The sequence below is a fragment of the Bdellovibrio sp. HCB290 genome (assembly GCF_047305925.1).
Taxonomy (GTDB): Bacteria; Bdellovibrionota; Bdellovibrionia; order Bdellovibrionales; family Bdellovibrionaceae; genus Bdellovibrio.
On record NZ_CP178620.1, the window covers coordinates 2,586,746 to 2,604,880 of the forward strand.

Sequence of the window (18,135 nt, forward strand, 5' to 3'; positions counted from 1 at the left end):
TAATATGGGAGCTTAGATGCCTTGCGGACTAGTTGCGTTACGCTGGGACTACTTCTTTTGAGCTTCCATACTGCGGATCTTGTCTTCGAGGCGTTTGATTAGGCCAGGATCTTGATTGGTGTCCTTCATGTTTTGAAGGAGGCTTTTTGCCAAATCCAGATTACCAGAGTCAGAGTACAGGCGACCTGCTAATGTTCGTGTCCAAGGTGGCGCACCTTGATCGGCGGCTTGAATCAAAAGTTCAGCGGCCCGTTTGTTGTCTTTCACTTCATACATGTAGTGGTACGCGGCTCGGTATAGTATTGGCCAATCTGATGGAAACTCTTTAACTGCTTTTTCGAAAATTTTTGTCGCACCATCAACATCAGTGATTAAGATCGTTAAAGCTAAAGATCCGACGGCATAAGGCGCGCGAAACTTTGGGGACAGATTTGTGATTGTATCGATCATTTTGTATAGCCACGAATCATTGGCACAAACAGATACCTCGCCCACCTTCCCTGATACTTCGTCACAATAATCGATATCTTGAACTGCACGAATCCAGATGGTATCAGCCATTACTTCGGCGTATCCAAACGCAAAACGCTCTATCAATGGTGGCGGTGAAATATACTTTGCCTGAATACTCTTAATGGGAACAAATTTTGATTGCTGAGTTGCTACGATGAGCACCAACGCAAAAATCCCAAGCAGGATGCTTGGGATTTTTGACTTTAAACATGACGAGTTTAAGTTCACCACGCTCATGATTTCATCGGACTAAGGAATACCATTCGCAGTGTTTGTCAAAACCTTATTGTGAGTCATCGTCCATCGGTCACCCGTAGGTACCCCAGTGTGAATAATTGCGACTGCACCAGCTGAAAAAGTGCCCCCAACGAATGTTGTGTCCGTAGCAGGAGGGACAAGAGTATTCGCTACACCAGTAGCACCGCGCAAAAGAGCACAACCTGAAGTAGAACCCACAACACCTGTAGTGCTACCACAATAAGTCGCAGTTGTGATAGTGCCTGCACCAATTGTCGTATTGTTAAAACCATTTACTTGACCAGCCTGGCTACCTGCAGCTCCGAAACCCACATTGTAACGAAGTTGACCTTCTGGGGAATAACCAATTGCTTGGAAGCGAGTATCATATGTTGTGTACTCAGAGTAAAACGCTTTCTCTGAAGTATACAACGAAGCCAAGTTTGTCTTTGCTTCTGATTGACGCGCTTTCGCGATGTATTTGTTAACTGCTGGTACGGCGATTGATGCCAATACCCCGATGATCGCCACAACGACCATCAGCTCCACTAGGGAGAAACCCGCCTGTGACGTTCTAGTAGTTCTTTTCACTTAAGACCTCCATTTAGTCTTTTAAAAAATCCGTTTTGAAAACTGACATAATGCTTATCGACATAAGTGTGTCAAAACTAAATTCTGAAATCAAGAGATCTTCATTAAACTGACTTCAGGAAAACTAAATTTTGTTTCGGGTACACCCTTCGTACTATCCCCACTTGAGACAAGACCTAATTCCAGCTTTCTTATCTGCACTAGACTTGCCACCATCAAATTCGTGCTCAATATGAGACAAGGAGTAGAATGAATCCATGGCTGATGAAAACGGAAATAGAACTAACAACTATCCTTATGGAACCCCGGACGGGGAAGCTGGGGTCCAGCTAGTCCCAAAACTAGACACTCCGAAGATGTACAAGGTCATTCTGCTGAATGACGACTACACGCCTATGGACTTCGTCGTCCTTGTATTGCGTCGGTTCTTCGCAAAATCAGAGGAAGAAGCCACAAAAATCATGTTAGATGTACATAAGAAAGGTGCTGGTGTTGCTGGAGTCTACAGTCTGGAAATAGCTGAGATGAAAGTGATGCAGGTGAACCAATTCGCACAACTTAATCAGAATCCCCTTAAGAGCACACTGGAGGAGGAACCATGATGAGCCGTGAGCTAGAACGAAAGTTAGCAGAAGCAACCGAACTGGCAAAACGTCACCGCCATGAGTTCGTAACTCTTGAACACATCCTGCTGGTTCTATCCGAATCACCAGTCATGGTTGAAATCCTCGAAGCTTGCGCCGTCAATGTGCAACGACTTCGCACAGATTTACGAGAGCATCTGAAAGTCGGTATCCCACAAATCACGGATGAACAACTTGGATCCTACGGAGGTTTTGACTCTTGGAATCCAGAGTTTACTCTTGCATGCCATCGTCTTATTCAACGAGCAGCCATTCAGATGAAAAGTGCTGGCCGCAACCAGATCAGCGAAGGCAGCCTGTTGATTTCACTCTTCTATGAGCAAGACTCCCATGCTACATTTGCTCTGGCACGCCAAGGCCTGACCCAGTTCGATATTATAAATTATGTTTCTCACGGGATTACCAAAGACGGTAAAGAACACGACACTCCCCCACCAGCGGCTCCGCGCTCAGCAGAGTACAACCAGGAATCTTTCGAAGAAGGTCGGGGCTCTCCTTTGGAAAGTTTCTGCGTAAACCTCAACGAAAAAGCCAAAGCTGGCAAACTGGATCCATTGATTGGGCGCGAAGATGTGATCGAACGAACGATCCAGGTTTTATGTCGTCGCACCAAAAACAATCCTCTTTTGATTGGCGAGCCCGGCGTTGGCAAAACTGCCGTCGCAGAAGGTCTTGCTCAGAAAATCGTAACTGGTGATGTACCTGAGAAATTAAAATCCGCGGTCATTTATTCCCTGGATCTGGGCGGCCTGCTTGCCGGCACCAAATTCAGAGGCGACTTTGAAGGACGACTTAAAGCTGTCGTAAAAGAAATCGCAAAACGACCGCACACTATTTTGTTCATTGATGAAATTCACACCATCGTTGGTGCGGGAGCAACCAGTGGTGGCTCCATGGACGCTTCAAACCTTTTGAAGCCTGCTCTGGCGAATGGCGAAATTAGCTGCATTGGCTCCACAACCCATCAGGAATACCGTCAGTACTTCGAAAAAGACCGTGCCTTGAATCGTCGCTTTCAAAAAATCGACATCAACGAGCCGACCAACGAAGATTGCATCAAAATCCTGACTGGTTTGCGCAAAGCTTACGAGGACTTCCATCATGTGAAGTACTCTGATGCAGCCCTGCGCGCCGCTGTCGAACTTTCGCAAAAACATATTCATGGAAAGCTTTTACCAGATAAAGCCATCGACGTATTGGATGAAGCTGGATCGCACTTCCGCTTAAAAGACAATACCGACAAAGAGCTTAACATCGATATCAACGAGATCGAGGAAACCATCGCCAAAATGACGGGCCTTCCGATCGCGACCATTTCCTCAACTGAGAAAACTCAGTTGCGTGATCTGGATAAGAAACTGAAAGCTTTGATCTTTGGTCAGGACGAAGCCATTGATCGCCTGGTTGCGAGTATCAAGTTTGCTCGCAGTGGTTTGGGTCGCCCTAACAAACCTATTGGCAGCTTCCTGTTCACCGGCCCTACTGGCGTCGGCAAAACTGAAGTTTGTCGTCAACTTGCCCAAATCATGGGCGTTCACTTCGAACGCTTTGATATGAGTGAGTATATGGAAAAACACGCAGTTTCAAGACTGGTCGGCGCGCCTCCGGGATACGTTGGCTATGAAGAAGGCGGTCTCTTAACTGAAGCTGTCAGCAAACACCCTTATTGCGTGCTTCTACTGGATGAAATTGAAAAAGCTCATCCTGATATCAATAACATTCTATTACAGGTGATGGATGCAGGACGCCTGACCGATAGTAATGGTCGCGTGGCTGACTTCAAAAACGCTGTGATTGTTATGACCTCCAATGCCGGCGCAGCTGAAACTGCCAAAGGCACAATCGGATTGATTGAAGAAAATCGCAGTGGTTTATCATTGGATGCCATCAAGAAGGCCTTTGCCCCTGAATTCATTAATCGTCTGGATGCGGTGGTTTCTTTCCGCGACCTTTCTGATGATATGATCCTAAAGATCACGCAAAAATTTGTGGATGAATTGAAAATGGTTCTGCTGCAGAAAAAAGTGGAACTCAATGTTTCTCAAGACGTCATAAAATGGTTGATGAAGAAGGGCTTCGACAGAGTTTACGGTGCCCGTCCACTGGCAAGAACAGTTGATGAACATCTGAAAAAAGCTCTGGTTGATGAACTTTTATTTGGACGCCTCATGGATGGTGGACGAGTGAATGTGGATCTGGAAAAGGACATTTTGCGGTTCCAATTTAGCACCACACCAAATGGCGGAACGGGCCAAAAAAATCAAAAGCAGCCAGTTACAACCTAGTCGTTTATAGCACCTCTTCTTAACAGATTTGAAGAGGTGCCCCTATTGACAATTCCTAGAGAGACATCAAAATTAACTATGTCTCTTAAAGGAGTTAAAAAATGGCTTTTTTCAAAAGAATCGGATTATTTGTACTGACGAACCTTATGGTCATCGTGACCATCGGTATCGTGTGGTCTATCGTGAGCCGCGTATTGGGCTTGGCCGGTTTGAACAGCTACCTTCCATTCATGATGGCATTCTGTGCTGTTTGGGGTATGGGTGGTGCTTTCGTTTCTTTGCTGATGTCCAAATGGATGGCAAAGATGTTCCATGGTGTAAAAATCATTGAACCCAACAATTCAAATCCAGAGCTTCGTCACCTGGTAAACACCGTGCACGAGCTTGCTCGTCGCGCACAACTACCTAAGATGCCTGAAGTCGGCATCTATGAGTCGGCAGATATCAACGCCTTCGCAACGGGTCCTTCAAAAAGCAATTCTTTGGTGGCTGTATCCACAGGTCTTCTACAAAGAATGAACGAAAAAGAACTTGAAGGCGTTTTGGGTCATGAAGTCGCGCATATCGCAAACGGCGACATGGTTACTATGACCTTGATCCAAGGTATCGTGAATGCCTTCGCGATGTTCTTCTCCCGTATCCTGGCAAACCTGATTGCTTCGAACGTGGATGAAAAACTTCGCGGCATCGTGCATTTTGCCTGCGTTATCATTGGCGATATCGCATTCACATTGCTGGGATCATTCGTAGTGAACTACTACTCCCGCAAAAGAGAGTTCCGCGCTGACGCTGGTGGGGCAAAATACTCTTCGCGTGAAAACATGATCGCGGCTCTTCAAAAGTTGCGCTCTGTTTATGATTTGCCAATTCCACCAGAAGAAGGTCAGACAGCGACGCTGATGATTTCTAACCGCGACAAAGGCGGCATTGCTGGACTTATGATGACTCACCCACCGCTTGAAGTTCGTATTGAAGTTCTTCAACGCGGCGGTCGTCTGTAATTTTCTATTTCTTTGCACACGAGGCATGAACGGGCTTAAGCTTAATTCATGCCTCGTTTTTTTATTACTCTCTCATTTTTATCCGCTCTTATGGGTTGCGCGACCACTTCGCGCCAAGACACTCGCTTTGAAAGAAGATTGATTCCGCAGGACAATCCTGAGTGGGTTCGCCTTTATCTGGATGCAACGGCAAAAAAAACGTCTGCACCAAAAATCGCCTGCGATAACTTCAAACAGCTTTCTGAAACTCAGGATCTTCCGATCAAGGATCTTGCTTTACTTCGCGCCTACGAAGTTTGTGCTCCCAGCGAAAAGCTCAATGCACTTCCTGAAAGCATCAACCCTTGGTATGCGGATTTGTTTGCAGATATCAAACTGAAAGAATCGCTGGAAACTCCGGATTTAAAGGACGATGTCATTGCACTTCTTGAAAAAGGCAGCGTTGAATCCAACAAGAAGAAAAAAGAAGACTATCTTTTAAAAGCTGTCGAGAGTGCTAAAAAAACGGGCTCGGAGGAACTAATCGCTGCAGCCCAAGCTCAGCTCTACAAGAACTCCCCGCGCTTGAATCCCGCGCCCGAGTTTAAAGATCTAAGCGCCGTTGCCATGGATCACCGTTTTAATCGCGAGTTCGATCCGGCACTTGTGGCCTACCGTAAAATTTTAAGCTCCAAAGAAGCCAACAACGAAGATAAATTCCAGGCGACCAAAAATATTCGCATGACTTACAAAGTGGCGCAACGCAAGCAAGACTATGTGCAGGCGACTTCTGAGCTCGTAAACACGACAAAACAGCAATACCAAAGCAACAAGAAAGACCGCAAAGCCCTGGCTCGTTACCATGATGCCCAGGTACTACTTGCACGAACTCTTTGGACTGAAGATCAAACTTCACTTGCCTACAAAACACTGACTTCTACAAATCGCGAGTTGCGTGGTCTATATCCGATGGATGAGGTCTACTTCATCCAGGGTCGGATTGAAGAGGAAAAAGGCAATTTCGAGAAAGCATTAGAGTTCTACGAAGAAAGTTACAAACAGCCCGTCAGCCAGGCAGGATTGCGTGACAAACTGTCTTGGTTGAAATCCTGGAACTACTACAAGCTTCAAAGATTTGCAGAGGCCACAAAAAGCCTGGAGCAAATGCGCGACACTGTGAAAGATCCTTCTGATAAAATGCGCGCAAAATTCTGGCTGGGACGTTCTTTGAAGAGCGAAGGCAAAGTTCCTGAAGCTACTGCCGAGCTGGAAACTTTAATTAAAGAAGATCCGTTGGGTTACTATGGAATGATGGCTTATCGTGAGCTTAATCGCGAGTATCCGGCTATTAAAACGGCACCCCAACAATCAGGACATGCCAGTGTATTAGGAGTCAACGAACTGCAAGGTCGCATGCGCCTGCAAATCGAATGGCTTATCACGGTAGGTGAAAAGAAATTCGCAGAAAAATCCTTGAATCAGGCTTCGGAGGATTTGAAAAAAGCCGGTGTTAGCGATGAAACAACATGGCTAACGATGTTCTCAGCCTATGCTCGCGCAGGACTGTACCTGCCGTTGTTTTCAACTTTGGGGTCACTGCATCCTGAAGTTAAAGATCGCCTGCTGAATGACCATCCTGAGCTTTTATTTCCACAACCCTATGGCGATATTGTGGCCGCTGCCTCTGCAAAGAGCGGAATCCCGCAGGAATTTATTTATGGAATTATTCGTCAGGAATCTGCTTTCGATCCAGAAGCCCGCAGCCCTGTAGATGCTTTCGGTCTGATGCAACTTCTGCCAAGCGTTTCCAAAAATCTAGCAACAACTTATGGCCTTGAGTACAAAGAAGCCTTGGATCTTTATAAGCCTGAGATCAATATTCCCCTGGGTGCTTTCGAATTGAAGACTCTGATGAAGAAGTACAACAACCAGTACATTCTGGCTGTTTCTGGTTACAACGCCAATGACTCCGCTATTCGTGGCTGGTTAAAAACTCGCTTCCGTTCGGATTCCGTGGAGTTCATCGAGGAAGTACCTTACGAAGAAACACGGGCTTACATCAAACTTACGATGCGAAATTACGTCTTTTACAAGCGTCTCCTGCAGCCAACTCAAGCCACACGCTTTACAGAAGAGCTTTTGACGCTTAAAAAATAGTTCACAATCTGTGAATTCCCCGACTAAGTGCCTGTCCCAAATTGAGATAGGCGCGGTTTTAGCTTCACCTCGACGATAATTTGCCGATAAGCCCCTTGGAGAAAGGGGAACTCTTCATGTTTTCTCGCAAGTGGTTGCTTACATCAGGTGCTGTCGGCGTGATCTTCTTTGGCGGATTAGGCACATACCTTTATTTCTCAGACGCATCCTCCCCTTCTCGCTCACAAAGCTCCAGCAAACAGAAAGATCGTCTTTTTGAGAATTCTACTATCACTTCAAAAACTGACAAAGTTGAAGACGAACCCAGTGCTCTATTCAATGACCCCGCGATCAGCCAAGCTTGGGGGTTGAAAAAGTCCGATGCCGCCCGTGCGTGGTCCGTCACTCGTGGAAACAAAGACATTGTAGTTGCCGTGATTGATACCGGCATTGATATCAAGCACGAAGACTTAAGCAAGAACCTATGGGTAAATCCTGGGGAAACTGGCAAAGATGCTTTGGGCCGTGATAAAGCGACCAATGGCATCGATGACGACGGCAACGGCTTCGTGGACGACGTTAACGGCTGGAACTTTGTTTCCAACAATAACAAACTGGACGACAACCACGGACACGGCACGCACATCGCCGGCATTATCGGCGCTGAAGCTGGAAATGGCAAAGGCATTGCTGGTGTTGCACCGGAAGTCAGCCTGATGGTTCTAAAGTACTATGACCCTAAGGTGCCTAACACTGATAACTTGAAAAACACGGTAGCTGCCATCAAATACGCAGTCAGTATGGGCGCAAAAATCATCAACTATTCCGGTGGCGGCACAGAGTTCTCTCAAGAGGAACACGATGCGGTGAAGGAAGCCGAGAAAAAAGGCATCCTTTTCGTTGCAGCTGCAGGCAATGAGCGCTCGAACTCTGACGAGCATCACTACTACCCTGCTGACTATAAGCTTAGCAACATCATCTCCGTAACGGCATTCGATCCTTCGGTGCAAGTATTGAACTCCTCTAATTACGGCGTAGAAACTGTGGATATTGCAGCCCCAGGGCAAAACATCCGCTCTTGCCTCCCAGGTAACTCTTACGGTTACATGACCGGTACCTCCCAGGCTACGGCATTCGTGTCCGGCGCTGCAGTTTTGGTTATGGCCAACAAACAATCCTTCAATGCAGCAGACACTAAAAAGTACATTCTTTCCACAGGCGATGCCCAGACTCAGCTTGCATCCAAAACCCGTACATCCCGTCAGTTGAATCTTTATAAAGCTCTGACGATTCTGGATCAGGGTGTTTCAGCATCGGGAGTGGTGACTGTTAACGTTGATAGCATGCAAAAGCTAGGAGCCGATCCAAACGAAGCTCCAGCGGGACATGCGGCTAGCGAAGTCAGCCGCTTTGGGCGCTCGCTAATCAATGCGATCGGTAACGGCAAGCCTAAGCCTACTCGCTTGGGTACCAAAACCACTGGCGACGAGAATTTCTAAACAAACAGGACTTTTGTCTGCTTGTTTTTTCCATTAGGTACAATCCTTGTCCGTCTGCAATAATTGTTAAATGCAGACGGACAAATCCCCGATTCTTTTGGTAATCGTTAACTACAATCAGGAATTGGAAATCGAGAATTTCCTTACATCTCTAATTCACCATTGGGATCGTCAGCACGCGGTTTTAGTTGATGATGGCTCCAGCGACTCATCACCGGCGACAGCAGAGCGCCTTGGTTACAAAGTGGTCCGTCATACGCAGAATAGCGGTGTTGGCGCGGCTATTAGAACAGGAATCGAACATGCAAAAAGAAACGGCTATGAGTCAGTTCTTATCATGTCTTCCAATGGCAAAATGGTTCCTTCTGAAATACCGCAGATAGTGACCCCGATTATTCAAAACACTGCTGACTATGTTACGGGAAGTAGATTTTTAGCTGGCGGAAATTCACCGGGCCTTTCAAACTTTCGGAAGCTGTCTATCCCCGTGTTCTCTCTGATTTCTACTTTTTTATTAGGTAGAAAATTTTCAGATATCACATGTGGGTTCAGATGCTACAGAATCAGCTTCCTATTTGATAATACTTGCAACATTCACCAGGATTGGCTTTCGCGATACGAACTGGAATATTACATCCATTATTGGGCCTGCAGACGAAACCTTCGCATTAGCGAGGTACCGGTCACCATAAAGTATTCCCATCTGGCAAAAAATCGATCCAGTAAAATCCGACCTATTATAGACTGGTGGTCCATGATTCGACCATTGATCTTACTCAGACTGAGTTTAAAAAAATGAAACGATTAAAATTATCCATCCTCGCTTTAATCGGACTCGTACTAACTGCAGTATTTCCTAGTCGCTATCTATCTAACATTTCCGGTATCGCCACCACTTCAATAGACTACGGCGTCCATCTGAACATCAGCACTCACATCCGAAACTTTGATATATTCCCACAATCCCAGAATGACCAAGTCGGCAAGCATGCGGTGTCCAAATATCTCCCAATCTATCATGGTCTTTTGGGGTTTCACGTTCTCGCCGCTGCTCTTGAGTTTATTGGTATCCCCTTACCTGGAGCCTATTGCCTTTTAATTGATATCAGCTTCTTGCTAATTTTAGTTGTTTTGCTATTTATGGTTTTAGACAATCTTCAAAAGCAGAAGTCCCTGGAAGCTTTTATTGTTCTGACCATAGCAATTCCAATACTCATTTTCTATTTTATCGAAGCTATGAAAGCAGCCTTCTTTTCTCAATTACTTTCGCAAGCTCTCGTTTTTTCCGCCATATACCTTTACAAATTGAACCGAAATCGAGCCGCATTATGCTTACTGCTTTATGCGGGGTTCTGCTATCCCGATTTCATTATTTGGTTTTTTCCAATCCTATTCTTCAGCGAACAACGCTTCATTAAAACAGCAGCAGTGGTATTGTCCCCAGCCTGGCTAGTATTAATGTTTATCCCGTTTTCTCGTTCACACTTAGCAGGTTCAACGCCTGCCTCTCAAATCGTTTTCTATTCAACTGCTGCACTAACTCTACTAAATATAAAATCACTGTGGCGTGATAACCGAACCATCGCAATTGCAACACTTTTCTTCATCATCTATGCTTTGACTTTTACTTTGGGTACGATGAGCTACTTCACACCCACGTACTACGCTTCGAAGATTTCAAGCTTCTCCTATTTCATTTTGCCGATTCTCCTGTTGTCGGTTCCTATATTATCCAACTTCGCCAGCCGATTGATGATGGCAATTCTACTATTGCTTTTGCTTACTGAGGAACGCCCTTGGGTTAATCGTACTTTAGACTATTTTGCCGCCCCTTCATTTACGAATCAGGATTACAAGGACACGCTTCAAGAAGCTCAGGAAGCGGACTTACAAACAAATGGAGTGTGTCGTCACGACACGACTTATTTACTGCCCTCACCAGAGCAAAACTCCATTGCAATCAGTGCCCGATACGGAACATTAGCTAACTTTGATATTTACTCGCTAAATTTAAATTCCAAGGGAATGAATCAAATATTCCAGAGCAACAATGGCAGCCTCGGGGCTTTTCTTCAAATGCCCCCCCTCCCCCATGAAGGGATTTTGGAACTAAAAAAAACCATCGAAAGCTTTGAAGTCATCACAGACTTTTGCCTGGGAGTACCCGAAAAAGAGGCTGCTGCCTTTGCAGAAAGCCAGTCTTTTGAGAAACTGTATGCAGGAGCACATTTTGTCTATTTCAAGCCTAAGAAGCCTTAAGCACGCAAATTATATCCATCCCACTGCCGTGATCGATGAAAGCGCCATCATTGGCGAGGGGAACTATATTGGACCTTATTGCATCATCGGTAAAGATGTGGTTATCGGCAATAATAATAGACTGGAAGCACACTGCTCTATTGGTATGCCACCGGAACACCGTGACTTTTGGAAGAGTTCTTATAAATCGGTGGTTATTGGTAACGACTGCATCATCCGCGAATATGCGACTGTGAACTCTGGAACAACGACAAATACAGTCATAGGAAACAATGTCAGCCTCCTGCATGCCTGCTATGTGGCTCATGACTGTATTGTCGGCGACAATGTTACTATTTCAGGAAACTCCGCAATGGGTGGCCACTGCATTATTCACGAAGGTGCCAATATTGGTTTGAACGTATCAATTCACCAGTACAGCGTGATCGGACACTATGCGATGCTTGGAATGGGAACGGTCATTCCTAAAAAAACCAAAATTGAACCGCTTAATACCTATGTGGGCAATCCCGCACGCTTTCTTAAGCCGAACCAATACGCGGTTAAGAAGTACAATCTCACAGTTCTTGATATAGAACGCTTCAACAAAGAATTCGCAGCAAATCTCAGCAAAATGAGAAAATAAAAAAAGGCAGTCTCACCGACTGCCTTTCTTTTATTTTTTAATCCATAAAATCGGAAAGAGAAAGTCGGCCGCGGATCATGATGATCAGGCCCGTTGACATGCAGGACAGGGCCACACCCACTCCAATAAGATTGCGATTACCAAGATTCAGCAAGCCCCACAAAATCAAAAGAGCGCTTAAGGCAAAAGGACCGATATAAATCCACTTCATCCATTTGGGACGATTGGCGTGAGCTGGGTTTGCAACTCGCATGGTTGGCTTTTGGGAAATTCCCACCATCATCATGCTGTTGATACGTGCGATCATCTGATCACAAAGAGCATCCCCACCTTGAGCAGTTTTGATTTCCTCATACTTCATTATTGCAAAACGAAGAGCATCCAACTCTGCACAGCTTTTTACAAAGGCCTCATGCAGGGTATCGTCTTCGAAGTTATCTAAAACATTTTTCCATTTTCGCACAAGGCTTGGCTGAGCACGCAGGCTCGCATCCTGAGGTAACCCCTCCAGACGCTCAAACAAAACATGACACGAGTAGCACTCGTGCGCGCGGCGACCATTTAAGGCCCCACATTTTGGACAGGATTTCATGTCTTGATTTTTCACCTGCTCAACTGTTGGCTCAACAGCTGGTTTGGTGATGGATTCCAGGATCTCTTCAGTCGTGACTTGTTTTTGCTGTGCATCAGAAGATGCCGCCGCACCAGGAACCGAAACTAGGAAAGTGAACACATTCACAGGGTCCGCAGGTGGATACTCGAAACCGAAACGATTTTCACAAGAGATGCACTGAAACACCGGAGTTTCCGAATGAATATCATCACTCGCAACTTCGTATAACTTAGCACAACCTGGGCATCGGACTTTCAATTTCACGTGGACTCACTCACTCTTTGTGTTACTAATACCATGATGAAGAAAGCCGTTCAATTATTCAAGCACAAAGCCTACGATTTACGTTGGGCATTACTCTCGGGTGTTTTGGTGGGTACAAGCTACATCCCGCTTCCACCTTGGGCTCTGCTATTTTGCTATGCCCCTCTGTGGATTTCAGTCTCTGGAAAAAATCCGCCGTCACTGAAACAAGCTTTCTGGAGTGGTTGGTGGACCCAGTTCGTGCTTACAGCCATCGGTTTTCACTGGATTGCTTACACCGCCCACGAATTCGGCGCGATGCCTTGGGTGATTTCATTCGCGGCACTGCTGCTTTTTTGTGCGTTCATGCATCTCTACATTCCCGCAGCCACCACACTTTCCGTCTGGCTAAAAAGAAAGTTCAATCTTACACAGACTCAGACGCTTTTTGCGATCGCCCTAAGCCATGCGCTTTTGGAGCGCGTATGGCCGGTTATTTTTGACTGGAATCTGGGATACACTTTGCTGGGAGCACACATCCCGGCCTACCAATGGGCTGACGTGATTGGTTTTGCCGGCCTGTCGGCTGTCATTCTGCTTCTTAATGCCTGGGTTGCCGCGATTTGGGTGAACTTTAAAAAATCCCTGCACAGTTTTGCGCAAATCACCGCCTTGGTTGCTGTATTGATTGCGCTTGTGGTGGGTGGCGGACTGCATAAATCCAAATGGGATAAGTTCAATCACGAATTCAAAACTACAATCATTCAGGCGAACATTGGCAACTCTGATAAAATCCAGGCCGAGAAAGGTCGCGGTGCTCAAGAGTTCATCACCCGCAAATTCACCAGCATGACTTTGCAAGCTGCCGAAAAATTCCCAGACACTGAACTTTTCATCTGGCCTGAAACTGCTTTCCCCGATTATTTGGATCAACGACTTCTTAGTCGCAAGTATTCTCAAATTTTGGCAAAAGAGCTGGCTAATCTGATTCAGCCAGTTCTCACTGGCGCTTATTCGCGCAGCCCCGTGGTGGATCCTCACCGTGATGAGGCCACTTTCAATGCCCTGTTTTTGATTGATGGCCGCGGTAACAATCTAGATAAACCTTACTTGAAAACCAATTTACTGGCGTTCGGGGAATATCTACCCTTAAGCGAAAAATTTCCTATCATGCTGAAGTGGTTGCCCTTTATTTCCAATTTCGGCCGTGGCACGGGTCCTCGCGCGATTAACTGGAACCACAACCAGGAAGTGATTCGCTTGGGCGGACAAATTTGCTACGAGGGTTTGGATCCGGCATTTTCCCGTGGATTGATTCATACAGATTCTGACATTCTTGTTAACGTTACCAATGATTCCTGGTTTGGTCGCCCCTTTGAGCCATTGCAACACATGTACATGACACTGGCCCGCGGAATTGAAACACGTCGCCCTCTGATTCGTTCCACAAATACGGGAATCAGCACAGTGATGCTGGCAAATGGTGACCTTCAACAAACTTCCCCACTTCATGAAGAATGGATGGGGCAGTTTACAGTAAAGTATCTTAAAAATGCACCGGTCACGGCCTATGTAAAATGGGGCCATTATGATTGGATTGTTCTGTTACTCGCGCTTTTCGGCATTGTTCTAACTGGAGCCCTGAATGCAAGATCTCGTCGTCCTTGATTGGATAGAAATTTTAGAAAAAATCAAATCACACGCGACCAGTGATGTGGGACGCGAGGCCGTTCTTGAATTAAAACCTCTGGCTTCCGCGGAAGAGGCTTACGTAAGCTTTAAAGAAATTGCCGACGCCACGGAAGTACTCAATCAAGGCCACCGCCCTTACATGCAAAGTTTGGATTTGTACTCCACTTGGATTGCCCGCTTAAAAAAGAAAGCCGTCCTGAAAACTTTGGAAATCAAAGACGTGCGCAGCTTCTGCATCGAAGCCCTGGCTTTGAAAGAGGCGTTGGAGCCCGTCGACAATGCCTGGGCAAAAAGACTGCATGACAGTCTGATGGATGCCGAGGAGCCGCTCTCTGCCATTGATCAAATCCTCACTCCCGGTGGCGAAATCCGCTCGGACGCCAGTGAAACTTTGTACAATCTGTTTAAGGAAAAAGAACGCCTTGCCCGCGAAGTGCAAAACACTTTGGATCGCCTGGTCCGCGACCATCAGATGGAATCCGTGATTCAGGATAAGTTCGTTACTACCCGCGAAGGTCGTTGGGTACTACCCGTCCGCGCCGGCATGCAAAGCAAGCTTCCCGGGGTGATCCATGGTTCGTCCCAAAGTAAGCAGACCGTTTTCATCGAACCTGAAAAAGTAATTCCCACGAACAACCGCCTGCGCCAGGTAGAAGCGGAAATCGAAGACGAAATTGAACGCCTGTTGACAGAGCTCTCCCACTACCTTTCATCACAGGTGATCGACATTGAAAGCTCCAGGGTTTTGATGGAGGAAGGTGATATTCGCTTTTCTCAGGCGCAGTTCACAAATCAAATTAATGGCCACGCAATCGAGTTTGCCAAAGACACGATGGAATTGATCGAAGTCCGCCATCCCCTGCTGCAACTCAGTGGAAGAAAAGTCATTTCCAACACTGTTCTGTTAAACGGACAAAAAAGTATTCTTCTGCTAAGCGGACCGAATGCCGGTGGTAAAACCGTACTTCTAAAATCCATCGGCCTTGCGGCTCAGATGGCACGCTGTGGTTTGCCAATCTGTGCGAGCGAAACTTCACGCATCCCGTTTTTTAAAGACGTATTGATTGGAATCGGCGACAGCCAAAGTGTTGATGAAGAGCTTTCGACCTTTGCCGCACATTTAAAAATTTTAGGTAAAGCGGCTTCCGTCAAAGGCCATGATAGTTTAATTCTGATAGATGAGATCTGCGGATCCACCGATCCTGAAGAAGGCAGCGCCCTGGCCCGCGCCTTTATTGAAGAGTTTTCAGCAAACGATGTTTTTGCTGTCGTAACTTCGCATTTGGGACCGTTGAAAGCCGGTTGGGATGAAGACAGCCGCGTACTGAATGGTAGCATGGAGTACGATCCTAAAACCGGCAGACCAACCTATGGCTTCCTTGCTGGAATCCCGGGTGATTCATTGGCAATTCAAACAGCCAAACGCGTGGGCGTTGCCCAATCCATCGTACAGCGTGCAATGGATGTACTTGCACCAGCTACGCGTGCCCGTCTAGAGGGTCTTGAACAAATCGAACAGCTAAAAAGTGACATCTCGATTTTGCAGGAGCACTTGCGCAAAGAAACCAAAAAAGCTGTTGAAACGAAAAACAAGTACGAAGGTTTACTGGCACAATTCAACAAAGACAAAGATGAATGGTTGCAGCGCACAGTGAAAAAGGCTGAGCGTAAAGTCGAAGAAGCGATTGCGCAGGCAAAAGTTGCCGAAACGTTTAAGCGTCACGCGGCCCTTCAAGAAATCAAATATCAGCTGCCTGAAATCGTGAAAGCCAAGCCTGTCATTCAGGCCGGCGCACCTCAGACTGCCGAGGAATTTGCAAAGAAGTTCCCGCCTGGCGCAAAGGTGTTTGTACCAACCTTGAATCAGGACGGGATCGTACAAAGTGCACCCAACAACAAGGGTGATCTGATGATTCTATCAGGCTCTGTACGCTTACAGGTAAACTGGCAGGATCTAAGACTTGCAGGGAAACCTCAAAATCCAACTTCCCAGCTGGTACGCAAAAGTTCCGGTGGTTTCTCTGCTTCAATGGCCGACGAAGATCGCACCCTGGATCTGCGTGGCAAAACTGTTGAAGAGGCCCTGCAGGAATTGGAAATCGCATTGGATAAAGCGGCCACCACTCGCGAAGATCGCTTAAAAATCATTCATGGGCACGGCACTGAAGCCTTAAAGAAAGCGGTAAGGACTTACCTTTCGCGTTCAGTTTACGTCAAAAAATGGAAAGCCGGATCACCAGAGCACGGCGGTGACGGCGTTACTTGGGCAGAAATCGGCGAAGCCTAAAACCTTAGGAGGGTCTTTTGGAAACCTACCTTATTGCAAGTTGGGTGGTAAGCAAGACCCTGGCGCTGAGCTACTTCGTCGCTTTCCTGTCGTTGTCCACTCAGGTCCTCGGGCTCTATGGCTCGCGCGGTATTCTCTCCATTGATCATCTATTAAATATTTTAGACAAGGAGCTGGGGGCGTCGCGATTTCGCCACTTTCCCTCGGTATTTTGGTTTGCCTCCGGTGATTTCGTCTTAAAGTCTGCCTGTATGCTGGGAATGCTGGCTTCCACATTGGCATTTTTGGGTTTTAGCCAAACCTGGATGTTACTGGCATGTTGGCTTCTGTACTTGTCTTTTTGCTCTTGTGGGCAGATCTTTTTGTCGTACCAATGGGACAATTTACTTTTAGAGCTGGGATTTATCGCGCTGTTTTTTGCGCCCTTCAATTTTGAATGGATTCCTTTTTCCACCTACCAGATTCATCCCATGATAATGGGCCTGGTGTGGCTGCTGTTATTTAAACTGATGTTTTCATCAGGCATTGTGAAACTCACCAATAAAGATCCTGACTGGAAAAATCTAACTGCTTTACGTTTTCACTACTGGACCCAACCACTTCCCAACCCGGCATCATGGCTGGCCGACAAACTTCCCTTGGGTATTCAAAAGCTCAGCTGTTTGATTATGTTCGTGATCGAAGTCGCGGTGCCCTTTTTAATTTTTGCCCCCGGAGTCCCTAGCTTTACAGCAGCGCTGTTATTGGTACTTCTGCAGGTTCTGATTGTTCTGACGGGGAATTTTGCTTTTTTCAATATACTGACTTTAGGAATGTGTCTTGGCTTGATTGCCGATCGGTTCTGGCTTTTCACTGACACTGGTTGGGTGCTTCCTGTCGCAGTCTCAACGGAAGTGGCGGTCACAGTGCTGGTGGTTCTGCTGCCAGGAAATCTATTCTGGATTTTCAAAACCGCATTTGAAAATAGCAAGTCTTTGGATTTCATGCTGCCCTGGATGCGATTTCTTTTCCCTTTCCGACTGACCAACCCCTATGGGCTCTTTGCGGTGATGACGAAAAGCCGTCCAGAAATTGTTCTTGAAGGAAGCAATGACGGTTCCACTTGGCAGGAGTACGAATTCAAGCATAAGCCCACCAAGCTCACTCACCGCCCCACCTTCGTGGCTCCTTTTCAGCCGCGCCTGGACTGGCAGATGTGGTTTGCTGCACTTGAAACCTTCAATGAAAACATGTGGCTGCAAAACCTTGTGACTCGCTTGTTTGATGAATGTCCCGAAGTGCAGGAACTGCTAAAAACAGATCCCTTCGAGGGAAAAGCGCCGAAATTCATGCGCTATGTGAAATACAATTACCATTTCAGTGGCTGGGAAGAGCTAAAAACTTCGGGTCATTGGTGGCGAAGAGATCACTTTTCTATTTACTCACCGGTTTTTGAACGTGATGAGGACGCCTAAGCAAGCATTTATGCTGTATGGAATGTTGACACCTGTATAAGCGGTTACGCGGTATTTTCCCTCTGAAAAAAGTTCGA

14 protein-coding genes are annotated in these 18,135 nt (G+C 46.4%); 11 read left to right on the forward strand and 3 right to left on the reverse strand.

The window, feature by feature from the left end:
• Positions 1–48: 48 nt before the first annotated feature.
• Both ACLVWU_RS12735 and ACLVWU_RS12740 read right to left on the reverse strand, forming a co-directional pair.
• The gene (locus ACLVWU_RS12735) at positions 49–750 is read right to left on the reverse strand and encodes a tetratricopeptide repeat protein (RefSeq protein WP_413575140.1); all 702 of its coding nucleotides are present in this window, start codon (positions 748–750) and stop codon (positions 49–51) included.
• A gap of 12 nt (positions 751–762) precedes the next feature.
• Positions 763–1,341, reverse strand: a complete 579-nt coding sequence (locus ACLVWU_RS12740) for a type IV pilin protein (RefSeq protein ID WP_413575141.1) — start codon at positions 1,339–1,341, stop codon at positions 763–765.
• Between the two features lie 257 nt (positions 1,342–1,598).
• On the opposite strand from ACLVWU_RS12740, the gene clpS reads away from it, so the two are divergent.
• The 8 genes from clpS to ACLVWU_RS12780 all read left to right on the forward strand — a co-directional run bounded on the left by clpS (position 1,599) and on the right by ACLVWU_RS12780 (position 11,769).
• A complete protein-coding gene (clpS, locus tag ACLVWU_RS12745) occupies positions 1,599–1,943 on the forward strand; it encodes an ATP-dependent Clp protease adapter ClpS (protein WP_413575142.1) in 345 nt (114 codons plus the stop codon).
• Positions 1,940–4,270 carry an ATP-dependent Clp protease ATP-binding subunit ClpA gene (clpA, locus tag ACLVWU_RS12750; protein WP_413575143.1) on the forward strand — a complete coding sequence of 777 codons (2,331 nt, stop codon included), beginning with the start codon at positions 1,940–1,942 and terminating at the stop codon, positions 4,268–4,270. The genes clpS and clpA overlap by 4 nt, the downstream gene beginning before the upstream one ends.
• A 101-nt stretch (positions 4,271–4,371) precedes the next feature.
• Complete coding sequence (htpX, locus tag ACLVWU_RS12755; RefSeq protein WP_413575144.1) at positions 4,372–5,271, forward strand: protease HtpX; 900 nt, start codon at positions 4,372–4,374, stop codon at positions 5,269–5,271.
• Between the two features lie 48 nt (positions 5,272–5,319).
• Positions 5,320–7,407, forward strand: a complete 2,088-nt coding sequence (locus ACLVWU_RS12760) for a transglycosylase SLT domain-containing protein (RefSeq protein ID WP_413575145.1) — start codon at positions 5,320–5,322, stop codon at positions 7,405–7,407.
• Between the two features lie 116 nt (positions 7,408–7,523).
• Positions 7,524–8,885 (forward strand): S8 family peptidase, encoded by a 1,362-nt coding sequence (locus tag ACLVWU_RS12765; RefSeq protein ID WP_413575147.1) that lies wholly within the window; start codon positions 7,524–7,526, stop codon positions 8,883–8,885.
• A gap of 70 nt (positions 8,886–8,955) precedes the next feature.
• Positions 8,956–9,684 (forward strand): glycosyltransferase family 2 protein, encoded by a 729-nt coding sequence (locus ACLVWU_RS12770; RefSeq protein ID WP_413575148.1) that lies wholly within the window; start codon positions 8,956–8,958, stop codon positions 9,682–9,684.
• Complete coding sequence (locus ACLVWU_RS12775) at positions 9,681–11,144, forward strand: hypothetical protein (RefSeq protein WP_413575150.1); 1,464 nt, start codon at positions 9,681–9,683, stop codon at positions 11,142–11,144. The genes ACLVWU_RS12770 and ACLVWU_RS12775 overlap by 4 nt, the downstream gene beginning before the upstream one ends.
• Entirely contained in the window at positions 11,116–11,769 is a 654-nt protein-coding gene (locus ACLVWU_RS12780; RefSeq protein WP_413575151.1) for a UDP-N-acetylglucosamine acyltransferase, read from the forward strand. The genes ACLVWU_RS12775 and ACLVWU_RS12780 overlap by 29 nt, the downstream gene beginning before the upstream one ends.
• Before the next feature lie 37 nt (positions 11,770–11,806).
• Here ACLVWU_RS12780 and ACLVWU_RS12785 read toward each other — a convergent pair whose 3' ends face one another.
• Positions 11,807–12,646 (reverse strand): hypothetical protein, encoded by an 840-nt coding sequence (locus tag ACLVWU_RS12785; RefSeq protein WP_413575152.1) that lies wholly within the window; start codon positions 12,644–12,646, stop codon positions 11,807–11,809.
• Here ACLVWU_RS12785 and lnt point away from each other — a divergent pair, their 5' ends adjacent.
• The 3 genes from lnt to ACLVWU_RS12800 are packed head-to-tail and all read left to right on the forward strand — an operon-like array spanning position 12,647 to position 18,058.
• Positions 12,647–14,293: an apolipoprotein N-acyltransferase gene (lnt, locus tag ACLVWU_RS12790; protein WP_413575153.1), complete on the forward strand. Its 1,647-nt coding sequence runs from the start codon at positions 12,647–12,649 to the stop codon at positions 14,291–14,293.
• Complete coding sequence (locus ACLVWU_RS12795) at positions 14,271–16,604, forward strand: endonuclease MutS2 (protein ID WP_413575154.1); 2,334 nt, start codon at positions 14,271–14,273, stop codon at positions 16,602–16,604. The genes lnt and ACLVWU_RS12795 overlap by 23 nt, the downstream gene beginning before the upstream one ends.
• 17 nt (positions 16,605–16,621) lie before the next feature.
• Entirely contained in the window at positions 16,622–18,058 is a 1,437-nt protein-coding gene (locus ACLVWU_RS12800) for a lipase maturation factor family protein (RefSeq protein ID WP_413575156.1), read from the forward strand.
• Positions 18,059–18,135: the final 77 nt, after the last annotated feature.